This window comes from Neobacillus sp. B24 (assembly GCF_055381825.1).
This window is the reverse complement of sequence record NZ_AP035777.1, coordinates 3,142,587-3,157,907: the sequence shown is the minus strand read 5'-3', so window position 1 is coordinate 3,157,907 and position 15,321 is coordinate 3,142,587. Positions and strand designations below refer to the sequence as shown.

Annotated in this window: 14 protein-coding genes; 13 read left to right on the top strand and 1 reads right to left on the bottom strand. The window is 36.6% G+C overall.

What is annotated here, in order from left to right; translation table 11 throughout:
- Window positions 1–147 precede the first annotated feature (147 nt).
- The 3 genes from ACZ43M_RS15515 to ACZ43M_RS15505 all read left to right on the top strand — a co-directional run bounded on the left by ACZ43M_RS15515 (window position 148) and on the right by ACZ43M_RS15505 (window position 4,174).
- Window positions 148–903 carry a GYF domain-containing protein gene (locus tag ACZ43M_RS15515; RefSeq protein WP_464508035.1) on the top strand — a complete coding sequence of 252 codons (756 nt, stop codon included), beginning with the start codon at window positions 148–150 and terminating at the stop codon, window positions 901–903.
- A gap of 70 nt (window positions 904–973) precedes the next feature.
- On the top strand, window positions 974–1,957 hold the full coding sequence (locus ACZ43M_RS15510) for a restriction endonuclease (protein WP_464503455.1): 984 nt from the start codon (window positions 974–976) through the stop codon (window positions 1,955–1,957).
- 141 nt (window positions 1,958–2,098) lie between these two features.
- Entirely contained in the window at window positions 2,099–4,174 is a 2,076-nt protein-coding gene (locus tag ACZ43M_RS15505) for a DUF262 domain-containing protein (RefSeq protein ID WP_464503454.1), read from the top strand.
- A 110-nt stretch (window positions 4,175–4,284) separates the two neighbouring features.
- On the opposite strand, the gene ACZ43M_RS15500 is transcribed toward ACZ43M_RS15505, so the two are convergent.
- Complete coding sequence (locus ACZ43M_RS15500; RefSeq protein WP_464503453.1) at window positions 4,285–4,947, bottom strand: GntR family transcriptional regulator; 663 nt, start codon at window positions 4,945–4,947, stop codon at window positions 4,285–4,287.
- 194 nt (window positions 4,948–5,141) lie between these two features.
- On the opposite strand from ACZ43M_RS15500, the gene ACZ43M_RS15495 reads away from it, so the two are divergent.
- The 10 genes from ACZ43M_RS15495 (at window position 5,142) to ACZ43M_RS15450 (ending at window position 15,078) form a co-directional block, all read left to right on the top strand.
- The gene (locus tag ACZ43M_RS15495) at window positions 5,142–5,849 is read left to right on the top strand and encodes a PIG-L deacetylase family protein (protein ID WP_464503452.1); all 708 of its coding nucleotides are present in this window, start codon (window positions 5,142–5,144) and stop codon (window positions 5,847–5,849) included.
- Window positions 5,850–5,883: 34 nt separating this feature from the next.
- Window positions 5,884–7,155 carry an ABC transporter substrate-binding protein gene (locus ACZ43M_RS15490; RefSeq protein WP_464503451.1) on the top strand — a complete coding sequence of 424 codons (1,272 nt, stop codon included), beginning with the start codon at window positions 5,884–5,886 and terminating at the stop codon, window positions 7,153–7,155.
- A 66-nt stretch (window positions 7,156–7,221) separates the two neighbouring features.
- Window positions 7,222–8,163, top strand: coding sequence for a carbohydrate ABC transporter permease (locus tag ACZ43M_RS15485; protein ID WP_464503450.1), 942 nt, complete (start codon window positions 7,222–7,224; stop codon window positions 8,161–8,163).
- The gene (locus tag ACZ43M_RS15480) at window positions 8,163–8,984 is read left to right on the top strand and encodes a carbohydrate ABC transporter permease (protein WP_464503449.1); all 822 of its coding nucleotides are present in this window, start codon (window positions 8,163–8,165) and stop codon (window positions 8,982–8,984) included. Before ACZ43M_RS15485 ends, ACZ43M_RS15480 begins: the two co-directional genes overlap by 1 nt.
- A 39-nt stretch (window positions 8,985–9,023) precedes the next feature.
- Window positions 9,024–10,145, top strand: a complete 1,122-nt coding sequence (locus ACZ43M_RS15475) for a mandelate racemase/muconate lactonizing enzyme family protein (protein ID WP_464503448.1) — start codon at window positions 9,024–9,026, stop codon at window positions 10,143–10,145.
- Window positions 10,145–11,110: a hypothetical protein gene (locus ACZ43M_RS15470; protein WP_464503447.1), complete on the top strand. Its 966-nt coding sequence runs from the start codon at window positions 10,145–10,147 to the stop codon at window positions 11,108–11,110. Before ACZ43M_RS15475 ends, ACZ43M_RS15470 begins: the two co-directional genes overlap by 1 nt.
- Window positions 11,097–12,215 (top strand): M24 family metallopeptidase, encoded by a 1,119-nt coding sequence (locus ACZ43M_RS15465; RefSeq protein ID WP_464503446.1) that lies wholly within the window; start codon window positions 11,097–11,099, stop codon window positions 12,213–12,215. The genes ACZ43M_RS15470 and ACZ43M_RS15465 overlap by 14 nt, the downstream gene beginning before the upstream one ends.
- A gap of 11 nt (window positions 12,216–12,226) precedes the next feature.
- The gene (locus ACZ43M_RS15460) at window positions 12,227–13,003 is read left to right on the top strand and encodes an SDR family NAD(P)-dependent oxidoreductase (protein ID WP_464503445.1); all 777 of its coding nucleotides are present in this window, start codon (window positions 12,227–12,229) and stop codon (window positions 13,001–13,003) included.
- A 46-nt stretch (window positions 13,004–13,049) separates the two neighbouring features.
- Window positions 13,050–14,063 (top strand): zinc-dependent alcohol dehydrogenase, encoded by a 1,014-nt coding sequence (locus ACZ43M_RS15455; RefSeq protein WP_464503444.1) that lies wholly within the window; start codon window positions 13,050–13,052, stop codon window positions 14,061–14,063.
- A 112-nt stretch (window positions 14,064–14,175) separates the two neighbouring features.
- Window positions 14,176–15,078 carry a fumarylacetoacetate hydrolase family protein gene (locus tag ACZ43M_RS15450; protein WP_464503443.1) on the top strand — a complete coding sequence of 301 codons (903 nt, stop codon included), beginning with the start codon at window positions 14,176–14,178 and terminating at the stop codon, window positions 15,076–15,078.
- Window positions 15,079–15,321: the final 243 nt, after the last annotated feature.

Here is a 15,321-nt window from a genome sequence, read left to right as displayed (position 1 = left end):
ACAAACAACAATAGATTTCAATGGAACTTATATCCATAAAGTGCCAATTAATATGGCGAAAATAAAAAGGAAACGAAAGTTTCGGTTGCGAAATATATTCATCACCGAAACTTTCGTTTCCGAATTTACCGTCATTAAAAATGGCTCCTGACAAATAATGAACAGAGACAATCTAAAAAATGGTTTTATGTAGTAAATAATCAACAACATGGCCCTGTGGTTGAATCGGAGTTATTACGATTGTTTTATGAATGTGCGTTGAATAATGAAACTTTAGTGTGGACAACAGGGATGGATAACTGGGAGAAGGCCTATTCAATTCCTGAGTTTTCTGTCATAGTGCCGCCGGCAATACCACCTAAAACTCCAATTGATAACGGGACTAAAAAGGAAGTATTACAAGTTAATGCATTCTATACTCCTAGACCATGGATTCGATATTGGGCAAGAATGATTGACATAATGACCTTTTCTTGTTTTTTAGGGTTTTTCATGGGACTATTTGCTCCTAACTTCCTCGAGGAAGCGCCTGATAGTATCTTTGGGGTAATTACTGTTTTCATTTGGGTATTTTTTGAACCGCTAGTATTGATATTATTCGGAAATACACTAGGAAAAGCACTATTAAATACGAAAATTGAATTGGAGAATGGAGATAAGATAACTTTTCCTATTGCTTTTAAGAGAAGTTTTTCCTTATGGGTTAAAGGATTAGGGCTTGGAATTCCTATCGTGAATTTAATTTGTATGGTTATCTCAAAAGGGGACCTACAAAAATCTAATTTTACTAAATGGGATTTGGATTCTGGTACGTTCGTAACACATGGCAATATTGGGGCAATAAGAATAGTTGCAGTTATAATACTTTTTATTATATTTTTATTTTTTATATCTCTTGCTTAAAAAAATTAAGTCTGTTCTATAGATAAATTAATGAAAAGGAATCTTTACTAAAAATAAGGAGAAATGATAAATGACCAAATGGTGGATGATCCGTGCAGGTGATGATAATGAATTGATCCCGTTATGGAGAGAAAAGGGAATAGCTTCTATCGGGTGGGCCAAGCTTGGGAATCCTAAAAATTTCCGATCTAAGGAAGAATTAATGCAGAGGGCGGATGAAGTTTATCCTGAGGATAAACCAAACTCTCGAAGGAGTGGGGTAAGTCAGATTTGGCGTTTTAGTAAGGAAGTTGAAAAGGGAGATCGGATTATTACCTACTTAAAAGATAGAAGAGAATACATAATCGGTAAAGTTACGGATACTTATTTTTATGATACGTCAATTGGGAATCCTAAATATCCCAACCATATTCGAGTACAGTGGGATGACCCAACAATTGAAAGAGATAAATTATCACAAGCAGCTAAAAATAGTTTAGGCTCTGTTTTGACTGTTTTTCGTGTGGACCAATGGGGATACGAAATCGAAAATTTATTAAAAAATCCAAATCAGTCTACTGTTGTAACTGATGTTACTGAAGATGAAGCGGTAATAATTGAAGATTTTGTTAGTAAAGCAAGTGCAATGATTGCTGATAAAGTAGATAAGCTTAACCCATGGGAAATGCAGGATTTGGTAGGCGGACTTTTGGAGGCAATGGGTTACAATGTGCAAATTAGCCCTAAAGGACCTGATGGTGGAGTGGATGTCCTTGCTTATAAAGATGCATTTGGCTTTGAACAGCCCATTATTAAAGTTCAGGTTAAACATCGGAAAATTACAGCATCTGCACCTGAAATCCAACAATTATTGGGGGCTAACCCAATCCACGCCAATAGTTTGTTCGTTTCAACAGGTGGATTCACTTCACAAGCCTATGCTGTAGCAAAACATAATTCTGTTGGTCTTGTGGACTTAGAAGAATTGGTAAGGTTAATAGAAAATTGGTATGAAAAAATGCCAAGTGATAAAAGAGCTTTATTGCCGTTGAAGAAGATGTATGTGCCGGAATAGAGCAGTAACTAGATGTGAGGGTAAGCCCCAGTTTAGACAAAGGATTTTCCTACTGAGGGGACGAATCTACAGAATAAAATAAGCCGAATTCCACCAACTCTAAGAATAGGGATTATTATTTGAAAAGGGGTAGTATATTTAATGCAAACATTGGAGTCATTAAAGAGTATATTTAAGGACAGAATTTTTAAGATACCTGATTATCAGCGTGGTTATGCTTGGCAGAAAAGGCAGTTAACTGATTTCTGGGAGGATATTGTGAATCTTCCGAGTGATCGATTCCATTACACTGGATTGTTGTCACTTAAGCAGGTTTCAAGAAAGGATTACGATGGAGAAAACTGGACCTCAGAACGCTGGTTAATCAAAGATCGGGCATTCCGGCCATTTCATATTGTGGACGGGCAGCAGAGATTAACCACATTTGTCATTTTTATTAATGAAATTTTGAATTTAGTAAAGTCACTTCCGGAAAACAGCGGAAAGTCCGAGGCAGATATTTATATCGGTACTTTTAGTTTAAAACAAATTAAAGAGGAATACTTGGTTGTCCAAATGCCTCCACAGTTTTTAGTTAACACTTATAAGTTTGGATACGAAAAGGATAACCCGAGCTTTAAATATATGAAACATAAAATACTTGGTGAGCCAGATGGTGGGAGCATTACGGAAACTTTCTATACATTGAATCTGGAGAATGCCAAGCAGTTTTTCAAGGATAACTTGGAAAACTATTTTAAATCCTTTGGACTTTCAGAGATTGAAGTGTTATTTAGAAAAGTGACTCAAAATCTAATGTTCAACCTCCATGAAATAGAAGACGATTTTGATGTTTTTGTTGCTTTTGAAACCATGAATAACCGAGGAAAAAGGCTTTCTAATTTGGAGCTTTTAAAAAATCGCCTTATTTATCTAACCACTCTTTATGAACCATATGAGATTACAGAGGATGAAAGAGCAGTTCTGCGTGAAGATATTAATAATGCTTGGAAAGATGTCTATTATCAGCTTGGTAGAAACAAACAAAATCCTTTATCAGATGATGATTTTCTTACAGCCCATTGGATTATGTATTTTCAATATACACGACAAAAAGGCGATGATTATATAAAATTTCTTCTTGAGGAGAAATTCACACCACAAAATGTATTCAATAAAACTGAAATCAAATTAGATTCTATTATTGACGTTACGGAAATTAGAGATGAGGTTGTTGTAGAGGAAGAGCCTGAGGAAAATGGAACTGTAGAGAAGGTAGTGTTAAAGGCAAAGTTAGCCCCGAAGGAAATATCGGATTATGTAAAAAGCTTACAATCAGCTGCAGTTCATTGGTATAACTCATTTAACCCTTTAAATAATTCCGATTTAACCCAAGAAGAGCAACTTTGGCTTGACAGATTAAATCGAATTGGAATTGCCTATTTTAGACCGCTTGTTGTTGCTTCCTATGTCAGAACAGATATCAAGGTTAATATCCGGATTAAACTGTTTAAGGAAATTGAGAGGTTTATATTCATTGCTTTCCGAATGGGCCGAGCATTTTCTACCTACCGGAATAGTGAATATTACAGGCTCACTAAGCAACTTAGAAATGGAGAAATCTCAATTGATAAAATTTGTGTTACATTAAGAGAACGAATTGAGGAGTGGCTAAGCCCGGCAACTGCTTTTGATATTCAATCATTTAAATCATATATTGGAAAGCATTATAAAAATGGAGGCGGTTTCTATTGGTGGAATGGCCTGCATTACTTCCTATATGAATATGAACAAGAAAAAGTTATGCAAAATGGTAATCAGAAGATTGATTGGACTTTATTTGCTAAAAGCGAAAAAGATAAGGTTTCGATTGAACATATCTATCCTCAAACACCTAATAATGCCTATTGGGAGAATGCGTTTGCAGATTATACAGATGAGCAGAAGAAATACTTAACTGGGTCACTCGGGAATTTGCTGCCACTTTCTAGAAGTAAAAATTCAAGTATGCAAAATGACAGTTTTCCAGACAAGAAATCCCCAGTGGGCAGATCTCATAAGGGATATACAGATGGTTCCCATAGTGAAATCGAAGTAGCAGCTTATACTGATTGGAATGCTAAGCATATTCTTGAAAGAGGACTTAAGCTCCTTGAATTTATGGAAAGACGCTGGAACATAAAATTTGAAAGTGATGAAAGCAAGAAAGAATTGCTCTTTTTAGATTTCATGTCATAAGTGTCGGGTGTTAATGTTATTAATAATATAAAGGGCGGTGCACCTGCACCGCCTGACTTTTATTTAAAGAATGGTTATGCCGACATTTTAAAAAATATTTATTAACCGACTCACTCGGAAAAGCATAAAAGTGAATCATCATTGTTCATGTGGATTTCCCATTCTTTTTTTATCAATTGGAAATCACCTTTTTTTAAGGTTTCTAGAAGAATAGTATGGTCAGTTACAACCTTCCCGAGGTCGTTATACATTTTTGTGTTTTTTATAAAATGAAGTCGGATACGATTCACAATGCCATCCCATATGTGTTTTAAATAAGGAAGGTCATCAAAACTAATTAGTGTTTCATGGAACTTAATATCTTCTTCAATTAAGTTGTAAATATCATTTTGAGAAGTGTATTTTTCCATGTCTTCGATTATTTTCTGAAGTTCCTTAAATAAGTCATGGTCGAAGTCATTTATTTTTTTTTCAATTACATATAGTTCTAATTTTAAACGTATTGGTATTAATAGGTTTATTACTTCATCTTTGGTTACATCGGCTACTACCGTTTCACGATAAGGCAGACTCAAAACGAGTCCCTGTGATTCTAACTCCCTGAAAGCCTCACGGATAGGACCTCTACTTACTCCCATTTGAGTAGAAATCTCAATTTCTCTTAGTTTATCTCCTGGTTTGAGATTTCCTTGAATAATAGCATCTCTGATATCACGGGAGACTTGTTTTCTTAAAGAAAAATTCCTTTGAGATTTAAATTTATATTTGGACAAAAGCAACACTCCCCATCTATTTTCTTTCATCCCTAAACAATAGAAATATAGTTATTCTTACTATACAACTAAAATTGTTAACAATCAACAATAATATATCTGAAAATTCAGAAATAAGATTGTTGACAATCATACATTACGCCTATAGAATGTACTTATTAACTATTCTGAATTTTATGAATGGAGGGGTTCTATTGAATGTATTAGCAATCTGTGCGCATCCTGATGATGCAGAGATTCTTTGTGGTGGAACACTGGCAAAATACTCCCAGCGTGGCGATAAGGTCACCATTGCAATCGCAACTAACGGGGAGGTTGGTTCCCCAACGATGGGGAAAGAAGTAATAGCAGCGCTTCGGAAGAAAGAGGCGCAAGAAGCCGCGAGTGTCATTAACGCAAATATGATATGGATGGGCTTTCCTGATGAATTCCTATTTGATACACAAGAGACCAGATTAAAGTTTATTGATGTTATGAGACAAGTCGAACCAGATGTCGTACTAACTCATTGGCCCCAAGATTTATATAATCCAGACCATACACTTACTGGCCAAATCGCAAATGATGTAGCCATCATGACCACTGTGCCAAATATTAAGACAAAACATCCTCCTACTAAGAAAATACCCATCGTATATTTCATCGATAGTTTAGCAGGTTTACATTTCCAACCAGAAGAATACGTAGATATTAGTGATACTTTTGAATTAAAGAAAGCAATGCTAAGTAAGCATAAAAGTCAAATTGGGGATTGGTTAAGCGATCAGTACAATCTAAATAGCATTGAAATGATTGAAGTAGTTTCGAGGTTTAGAGGAATTCAAACAGGCGTACGTTATGCAGAGGGTTTTATACGGGCGAAAGCATTTCCAAGAAATATTGTTGGTAGTTTATTGCCTTAATTAGGTGAAAAAATATAAATTTGGGGGAAAAATCATGAAAAACCATTTTTCAAAAGTTTGGATCATGTTACTTTTGCTTTTTCTTATCCTTACCGGATGTGTCCCCGCTAAAGAAACAACTGAAGAAGAAAGTGGCTCCAAAAAAGATGAAAATGTAACCTTAAAAGTAATGTTTATGGAACAATCTGCTGCTAAAGCACTGGAGTCATTAGCTAATAAGTTTACGAAGGAAAATCCAACTATTAAGATTGAGTATCAATTTACCCCTAATTCTCAGTATAAAGGTGTTATCAGGCCACAATTACTATCAGGCGAAGGACCTGACTTATTTATGGTTTATTATGATTTAGCTTCATTTACCGATGATTTAAGTAAAGAACCCTGGGTAGAAAATATGCTTCCTGCAGTAAAAGATGCGATCACAATCAACGGAAAATTGATAGAAATGCCAATGACTGCTGCAGGCTATGCGGTTTTCTATAATAAAGAAATCTTTGAAAAGTTAAATCTTGCTGTCCCTACTACCTATGAAGAGTTTCTCTCTGTAGCTGAAAAAATAAAGCAGGCGGGAATTACACCGTTAGCAATGGGGATGAAGGATGGCTTTGTTCCTAATAGTGCGATTACTCAGCTTTTGGGGACTTTCTATGCTGAAAAAGGCGATAACTATTATAAGGATTTGTATGAAGGAAAGGAAAAGATTGCTGAAAACGACCATTTTAAAGCAGGAATTAATCAATTTGTGGAGCTAAACAAAAAAGGATATTTTTCAAAAGGCGTATTATCTGGTGGATATCAGGAAGTCTATCAAGAAATTGCGCAAGGTAAGGCTGCTATGATTTTGCAAGGTACGTGGCTTCCAGGATTTACAGGATCTATGAATCCGGATCTGAAGTTAGGTTCGTTTATCCTGCCGAATCCTAGTGGAAAAACAACCGTACAAATATTCCCCGACTGGAATTTTGGGGTAAATAAGAACTCAAAAAATAAAGAGGCAGCTAAAAAATTCCTGAATTTTGTAGCACAACCAGAGAATATGGGTTATCTAGATAAGGAATGGACTTCTGTTCCAGCATTTAAAAATGTCACTGTGGATTTGGGAGAATCAATGGTTGGTTATTTAGAGGGGCTTCAAAAGTTGGATTCGACCATTCCGTGGTATCCGTTGGTATCAGACCCTAACTATGAATTTATTAAATTATTGACCAGTAACATGTCAGGTCAATTAGATGCGGATGAGATGTTTGCGAAGTATGATGACGTTCTCATCCAGAATAAAAGTTCAATGGATGCGATTTATAAGTAAAAATATTTCTTCAATAGACCCAAAAATTTAATTATTTTTGGGTCTATTGACAGAAAGGAGTTTTTTATGACTAAAGTAGTAACTCCTTTGAAACAAAATAATGGAGTTGTGATTTTACCCAAATCCACTAGGATTAAAGTTATTTTAAAAAATAATAGTCTTTTGTTATTTTTAGTGCCAGCTTTTATCTTCTTTTCTACATTTGTCATTTATCCCTTTGCAATGAGTATCAATATTTCTTTTACGGATTGGAACGGTATCGATCCGAATTATAGTTATGTAGGATTTAAAAATTTTGCCTCCTTATTTTCTACTGACATTGTAAAAGAATCTATCATGAATACTATATGGTTTTGCATCGGTAATGTGTTTGGTGCAGTTGTATTAGGCCTCTTGTTAGCTCTAGTGTTTGATCGGAAGTCCTTTTTTTTAAATATTACAAAGTCTGTATTTTTTATTCCTGCTGTCATAAGTCCATTTATTATTGGGATTATATGGACCTATATGTACCAGTTTAATGGAGGTGCGTTAAATAACTTATTTTCGTTATTTAACCTGCCAAGCTTGGCGTGGCTTTCTAACAGTAAATATGCCATGTTTTTGGTAATCCTTACCCAATGGTGGGCGTGGACTGGATATAGTGCGATTATCTTTTTGGCTAATTTGCAAGTCATTCCTCAAGAATTATATGAATCAGCAGATATAGATGGAGCCTCATCTTTTCAAAAGTTTAGGGAAATTACTCTTCCTTTACTCATTCCTAGTTTAAAAATCAATTTGCTTCTAAGTGTAACAGGAGGTCTTCGTGTTTTTGATATTATTTATTCTCTTACGCGTGGGGGGCCAGGCTACTCAACCTCGACCATTGGATACGCTATTTATGAACTTGGGTTTCAAAGCGGTCAGATTGGGGTCGGCAGTGCGTTAAGTATTTTTGTCCTCCTTCTATCAATCTTCTGTGTATTTCTGATACTAAGGGCATTGTCAAAAAGGGAGGTAGAGTTTTAGTGGAGTATGGGCAAAAGAACAAATTTATGTTTAATTCTTTCTTAATCATCTTGATTATTATTCAATTTTTCCCTTTCTACGTTGTTCTAGTAAATATTTTGAAAGAAAAAACAGAATTAACGAGTATCATTAGTTGGCCAAATTCAATTACATTGGAGAATATCACCTATATTATCCAACATACCAGCTTTTTGCATTCGCTTTTAAACAGTATTTTCGTTACAGTCGTAAGTATTGTTATTTTGGTTTTTGTTGGAAGTATGGCTGCATACCCTTTGGTGAGGTTGAAGTCCAGATTAATTTCACTTTTTTCTGGATATTTCCTTTTAGGACTCATGCTGCCAATGCAGTTTTCGATGATCCCATTGTTCCAATTGATGAAATTACTTGGGTTAATGGACTCCTATATAGGCTTGATTTTAGTCGAGGTAGCCTATAATTTGCCATTAAGCATTTTTATCTTTATGAGTTTCATACGAACCATTCCGGTTGAATTGGAACATGCTGCTTTTATTGACGGCTGTAATAAGTTTCAAACCTTTTTTAAGATTATTTTCCCCTTGATAAAGCCGGCGATTGTAGTAGTAATCATCTCTGATTTATTGGTCATTTGGAATGACTTTTTATCTCCATTGCTCTTTATTTCCGACAGTACGAAACATACATTACCTGTTATGGTATTGGCTTTTCAAGGTCAATATGGATCAGATGTCACTTCCATGTTTACCGCCGTTACCCTGGCATCCTTGCCATTGGCTATCGTGTTTATCATGTTACAAAAGTATTTCTACAAAGGGATTACTGCCGGAGCGATTAAATAAAATCCAACAGCCACTGTTTATTCGAGGAGGATGAAGTTCATGAAAATAACCGAAATAGAAACGATTTATTTAAGAATACCGGATTTGGATGAGACTAAGTGTGATGGAACTCAGGACACATTAATCGTTAGGATTCATACCGATGAGGGAGTAACTGGTATTGGGGAAATTGATTCTGTTCCTCTTGTTGCTAAAGCCGCAATCGAAGCACTTCCGTCACATTCGATTGCAACAGGGTTAAAGAATGTCTTAATAGGTGAGAACCCGCTAGAAATCGAGCGACTTTGGGATAAAATGTATAAAGCTTCCATATATTTTGGACGGACCGGTCCTGCAATTCATGCCATCAGCGGAATTGACATGGCGTTATGGGATATCAAGGGGAAGGTCATGAAAAGGCCTGTCTGCGAAGCTCTTGGAGGAATTTTCAATAAAAAGCTGAAAGCGTATGCTAGTGCACTAATGCCTGAAACGATTAAAGAGGCTGGGGAACTTGCCTTAAAATATGCCAATGAAGGCTATAAGGCGATAAAATTTGGCTGGGGCCCAATTGGAAGAGATTTTCAATTCGATCAAGAGCAAATAAAGACAATTCGTTCTGCTATCGGAGATGACATCGATATAATGATTGACGCTGGGTTAGCTTGGGACCTGAAAGGAGCGCTAAAAATTGCTGAAGTTTATGAGAAGTATAATCTTTTTTGGCTGGAAGAACCCTTACATCCCAATAACCTAGATGGTTATAGAGAATTGTCAAAGCGGACGACCTTAAACATCGCCGGGGGAGAACAAGAAAGCAGCAGGACATCATTTCTTAAATTATTGGAAGAAGGGCATTTAGATATTATACAACCGGATTTAGGAAGATGTGGGGGCTTGTCTGAGGGAACCAAAATTGCCTACATGGCCTATGACCGATATAAGAAGGTTGTTCCGCATGCCTTTAAAACTGGTATTTTAGTAGCAGCCAGCACACATTTTGCAGCCTCTATCCCAAATGGATTTTTAATTGAGCATACAGTTTCTAATTCCCCTCTTACTAGAGACTTATTAAAAACAACCATTGAATACAAGGATGGATTTGTACATGTTCCTCTCGATAGCCCTGGCTTAGGGGTGGAAATAAATGAAAAGGTCCTCGAGGAGTACAGGGTTGGGTAATGTTAAACTATACCAAAGAGCAATTATATGAGGATTATACAGCACTCATTTTGGAAAATGAATATTTAAAAATAATGATTCTCCCCGAGTACGGAGGCAATATTTGGGGAATTGATTATAAGCCGAAATCTCTAAATTTGTTATGGCAGGATCCATCTAGAAAGCCTTTTAAAGTGAGTAAAGGCATGACGTATGATGATGTCTTTTTTGGAGGATGGCATGATATCTTTCCGAATGATCGAGAGGAAACAGTCGATAATAAACAACTTCTTGATCATGGAGAATTATGGTTCCTTCATTGGGACTATAACTTTATAGAAGAAGAGAATTGTATAAGGGTTGAATTGGAGACAGAAAGTCCACTTAGTAAGGTGATTTTGAAGAAAACGATAAGCTTGGGATCGGATAAAAGTTATTTTAATGTACATTATTCGATAAAGAATATCGGAGAGTCTCCAATGGATTACATGCTAAAGATCCATGCCGCTTTTAAGGTTAATGAAGAAGATAAAATTTTACTAAATGCTGCCAAATCCTATGTTGTGCCGGCTAATTTAGTCCCGAGAGTTCCTGAGAACACGATTTATTCTTGGCCTTATGCCACTAGGGACAACATTAAAATTGATATGGCAAAAATCCCTTCTAATTCCTCCGGTTTTGCTGAATTACAATGCCACTCAAATTTATCGGAAGGTTTTTGTGGATTAGTAAAAGAGAAAGAAGGAATAAAGGTTCAGTTTCATTTTGAACGAGAGTTTTTTCCTACGGTATGGACTTTTGGAACGTATGGTGGATGGCGAAAAATTAATACTTTAATCTTAGAACCAGCTACTGGCTATACACTATATTTAAATGAAGCAAAGAAACTAGGAAAGCGAAGAATATTACAAGCCGGGCAGGAGATTTCAACAAGTGTACGCTGCATAGTAAGTATGTTAGAGGAGGATTACCGTGAGCAGGTTTGAAAAGCTGAATCAGGTAATGGAGGAAAAAGGGTGGGATATGATTATTGTTTCCTCCCCTCACTTAGTTCAGTACTTAACAGGGGTGGGAACTGACATAGAAGTAGGCCCTAATCCACTGGAGGGGGGCCCAAGAATACTTAGAATTGAACGAAGTGGGAACGAGCTTAATGGGGTATTGTTATGTCCTGAAGAGGTAGAAGATGAGATACAAACTCCTTGGGTTCGTCCCCTTACTTATGTCCATTACGACGTCCACACCAGTGATTATAATAGACAAAAAGCCTACAGAAGTGCTTTAGATAAATGGCTGATAAAGAGAGGGTCAAAACATAGAATCGGTATGGAAATGGGATTTGTACCCTATATCGTAAATGAGTTTATTGGTAGTCAATTTATCGAGGACTGTACCACAGCGTTTAACCAAATTAGGCGAATCAAAGATCATGATGAAATTAAACAATTAAAAGCAGCTGTACATTTAGCGAACATAGGGCAAAGAGCTGTTAAAAAAATTGCAGAGCACAATCTTAGTGAAATTGAAATGTATGGATTTGTAAAGGCAGAAATAGAAAAAGCAGCAGGACAGCGCATTCCATTATTAGCGGATTTCGTCTCCGGTCCAAGAACGGCACAAATAGGAGGTCCGCCTAGTAATAGAAAAATCCAAGCTGGAGAACTATTTTTAGTTGACTTGGCTCCATCTTTGAAAGGGTATTGGGGTGACAGCTGTACAGTTTCTGCGGTTGGGAAACCACAAGGAAAAGTAATGGATGTTTTGAATTTAGTAAAGGAATCGCTGAGCCTAGCAAAAGATCGTATACGTCCAGGAGTTCCAGTAAGTGAAATTGATCAAATGGTTCGTGGGTTCTTAAAAAATCATGGATACTCCTATCCTCATCACACAGGTCATGGACTTGGTCTGCAATTCCACGAAGCGCCACTGATTAGTGCAAATGGGACAGATATTTTTGAGGAGAATATGGTCATTGCCTTAGAACCTGGAGTATATCTGGAGGAAGATGGTTTTGGTATACGTTTAGAGGATGTCGGAATGGTTACCAAATCTGGATTCGAACAATGGTCCAATTATGAGTTGGACATATAATGGGGGTTAGTATGAGGAGATTCGTAGATAAATCAGTTTTAATTACAGGTGGAGCAACAGGCGTTGGTTATGCTACAGCTGAACGGTTTGCAACCGAAGGGGCAAAAGTGGTAATAACCGGAAGGAGACAGGATGTAGGAACAGTTGCCGCTAATAGACTAAAAGAACAGGGGTTGGATGTCAGTTTTATCGCAGCTGATGTTACAGATGAAAATGAGGTTAAATTGCTTTTTAATAAGTCGATAGAATTAAACGGAAAAGTAGATGTTTTAGTAAATAATGCTGCTATATCATATCCCATTCGTTTCCTAGGGGCTGACTATAATAAATGGAGAAATGTATTCGATGTCATTGTCAATGGGACTTATTTTTGCTCACAGGAAGCTGCTCAACATATGGTCTCAAATCAGATAAAGGGCAGCATTATCAATGTTTCCTCTGTTAATGCATATCGAGCATTGCAGGACTCCTCTCACTATAACGCAGCCAAAGGGGCATTAGACCAGTTAACTAGATGTATGGCGTTAGAACTTATTGATTATGGAATCAGAGTAAACGGCGCCAATTTAGGCTTTATTGATACGCCCATGTCTATTATTGAAGGCGAGAATGAGTTAGAAACAGATTGGTTTAAATCAATCTATGTGGAGCAAAAAAAGATCCCTCAAAGGAGGGCAGGACAGCCATTTGAAGTGGCAAATGTTCTTACCTTTCTTGCCTCTGAAGACGCCTCATACTTGTGTGGTGCAATGATCCCTGTTGATGGCGGCTTATCTATAACATTTTAAAAATATTATATAATGCTTTATCAATCCTTACAAAGGAGTCAATACGATGGAGAAGGGAAAAATGAAAGCTTTAGTATATGAGGGTCCTAAAATATTGAATTTGAGACACGTAGAAATTCCAGAGCCTGGTGAAGACGAGGTATTAATTCGCGTGGAACGAGTTGGCATTTGTGGATCTGAGCTTTCCGGTTATTTAGGACAAAATTCATTAAGAACTCCTCCCTTAGTTATGGGTCATGAGTTCTCCGGTTATGTGGAACAAGTTGGACCTAATGTTCAATCCATAAAAGTGAATACGTTGGTCACTTCGAATCCTTTAATCTCATGTATGAAATGTAAATACTGTATGAATGGGAAAACGCAGCTTTGCAGTTCTAGAAAACTTCTAGGTGCCCATTTACCTGGAGCTTTTGCTGAGTATGTCACTGTTCCCGAACGCAATGTCTATGAAATTCCTAGCCATCTGTCACCAGATGTCGCCGCGTTAACAGAGCCGCTTGCTTGTGCTGTTCATACTTGTCGTATGATAGATGTAACTTCATTAGATACTATATTAATAGTTGGTGCCGGGCCTATTGGCTTATTTGTATTACAATCAGCAAAATTATTAGGGGTCGAGTCGATAGTCATCATGGATATTGATAGAAATCGCTTAAAAATCGCAGAAGAAATGGGCGCAAAAATCGCTTCTAATCAGGTAGAGCTTTCGAAGGTAGCCCCAGCAGAAGGATTCGATATTGCAGTAGATGCGGTAGGGTTAGATCAAACACGAAATGTATGTTTAGAAATTGTAAAACCGTCTGGCAGGGTAGTGTTTACTGGTCTGCATCATTCCAATTCCAATTTACCGATTAATGATTGCATTCGGAAAGAATTAAAAATGTATGGCGCATTTGCTTATTCCAAAGAAGATTTTGAAATTGCCTTAAAATGGATCATTGAGGAAAAAGTTAATGTTCTTCCTTCTACTAAATGCTTATCTTTGGAGGAAGGTAGAAATGCCTTTGAAACTCTATTAAATAATAGTGATAATGTGACCAAGATTCTTTTAACTCCCTAATGGATAATTAAGTTGATTCCCTAGGTAATTACTTCTTTATAAACTATCAATTTTATGCTAGCGGTACTTATTAGTCATAAAAAATAAAATTTAAATAAGGAGCAAGATAAAAGTGAAATTACTATCAATAAGAACTGAGGAAGGATTACATTTAGGTATAAAGACGGAAAGAGGAGTGATTGATATTCCTAAGACATTGTCAGCCTTTCCAGAAGATCAGATTCCCAAAACTGTAGAGGAATTAGTAAATGAAGGAACAATCGAGAAGGTTGCTGCTTATGTAGCTCGAATTGAAGAACTGGGTGTAGAATATCAGCAGGAAGAACATTTAACATTTGGTCCTTGTGTCCCTGCTCCAGGCAAGATCATTTGTGTAGGGTTAAACTATCGCAAACACGCAGAAGAATCAAATATGTCCATCCCGGAATCTCCTATTTTATTTAACAAATTTAATAATGCTATTTCAGCTCATGGGGATATTATTCTCCTTCCATCCAACTCTTCACAAGTTGATTATGAGGCCGAATTGACTATTGTTATGGGAAAAAGGGCTAAAAAGGTTAGTAAAGAAAATGCTTTGAGTTATGTTTTTGGTTATTGTAATGGGAATGATTTATCCGCAAGGGATCTTCAGATGAAAACGAGCCAATGGTTATTGGGTAAAAGTTGTGATGGATTTAGTCCTCTAGGTCCATATTTAGTAACCTCTGATGAAGTAGGGGACCCTAATAATTTGCAAATAAAAACGTTTGTTAATGGAGAAATCCGGCAGGACTCTAACACATCAGATATGATTTTTCATTGTGATGAAATTGTCAGTTATATTTCTCAACACCTGACGCTCGAACCAGGAGACATCATCCTAACAGGTACACCCGAAGGGGTAGTTTTAGGCTACCCAAAAGACAGTCAGATATGGCTGAAAGATGGTGATGAAGTAGTTATTGAAATTGAGAAACTTGGTAGATTGGTTAATTACATGAAACAAGAGGAATGTTTAAACGCCTCAGTTTAGGAGATATGATATTAGAAAATATTACCTTGCAACAAACTCCTTTGGTGATTGAAAATAATCAGGAGAGTAAATTAACGTTTCCTGGTTTTGTGGAGCAGGTTTAGGCCTGCTCTTTGTTATTTAATAGATGTTTAGATTAACATTACTTGTTAGGTCCAACATAATAACAGCTATTTCAACTATCCATAAAGGAAAAGACAAAACGGATTATCGAGAAAAGGACATCGTATAATGTATTTATAT

Coding starts and splice junctions, on each gene's coding strand:
- ACZ43M_RS15460 (WP_464503445.1), top strand. CDS start 12,227: ATGAGGAGATTCGTAGATAAATCAGTTTTAATTACAGGTGGAGCAACA.
- ACZ43M_RS15485 (WP_464503450.1), top strand. CDS start 7,222: ATGACTAAAGTAGTAACTCCTTTGAAACAAAATAATGGAGTTGTGATT.
- ACZ43M_RS15475 (WP_464503448.1), top strand. CDS start 9,024: ATGAAAATAACCGAAATAGAAACGATTTATTTAAGAATACCGGATTTG.
- ACZ43M_RS15455 (WP_464503444.1), top strand. CDS start 13,050: ATGGAGAAGGGAAAAATGAAAGCTTTAGTATATGAGGGTCCTAAAATA.
- ACZ43M_RS15490 (WP_464503451.1), top strand. CDS start 5,884: ATGAAAAACCATTTTTCAAAAGTTTGGATCATGTTACTTTTGCTTTTT.
- ACZ43M_RS15505 (WP_464503454.1), top strand. CDS start 2,099: ATGCAAACATTGGAGTCATTAAAGAGTATATTTAAGGACAGAATTTTT.
- ACZ43M_RS15510 (WP_464503455.1), top strand. CDS start 974: ATGACCAAATGGTGGATGATCCGTGCAGGTGATGATAATGAATTGATC.
- ACZ43M_RS15470 (WP_464503447.1), top strand. CDS start 10,145: ATGTTAAACTATACCAAAGAGCAATTATATGAGGATTATACAGCACTC.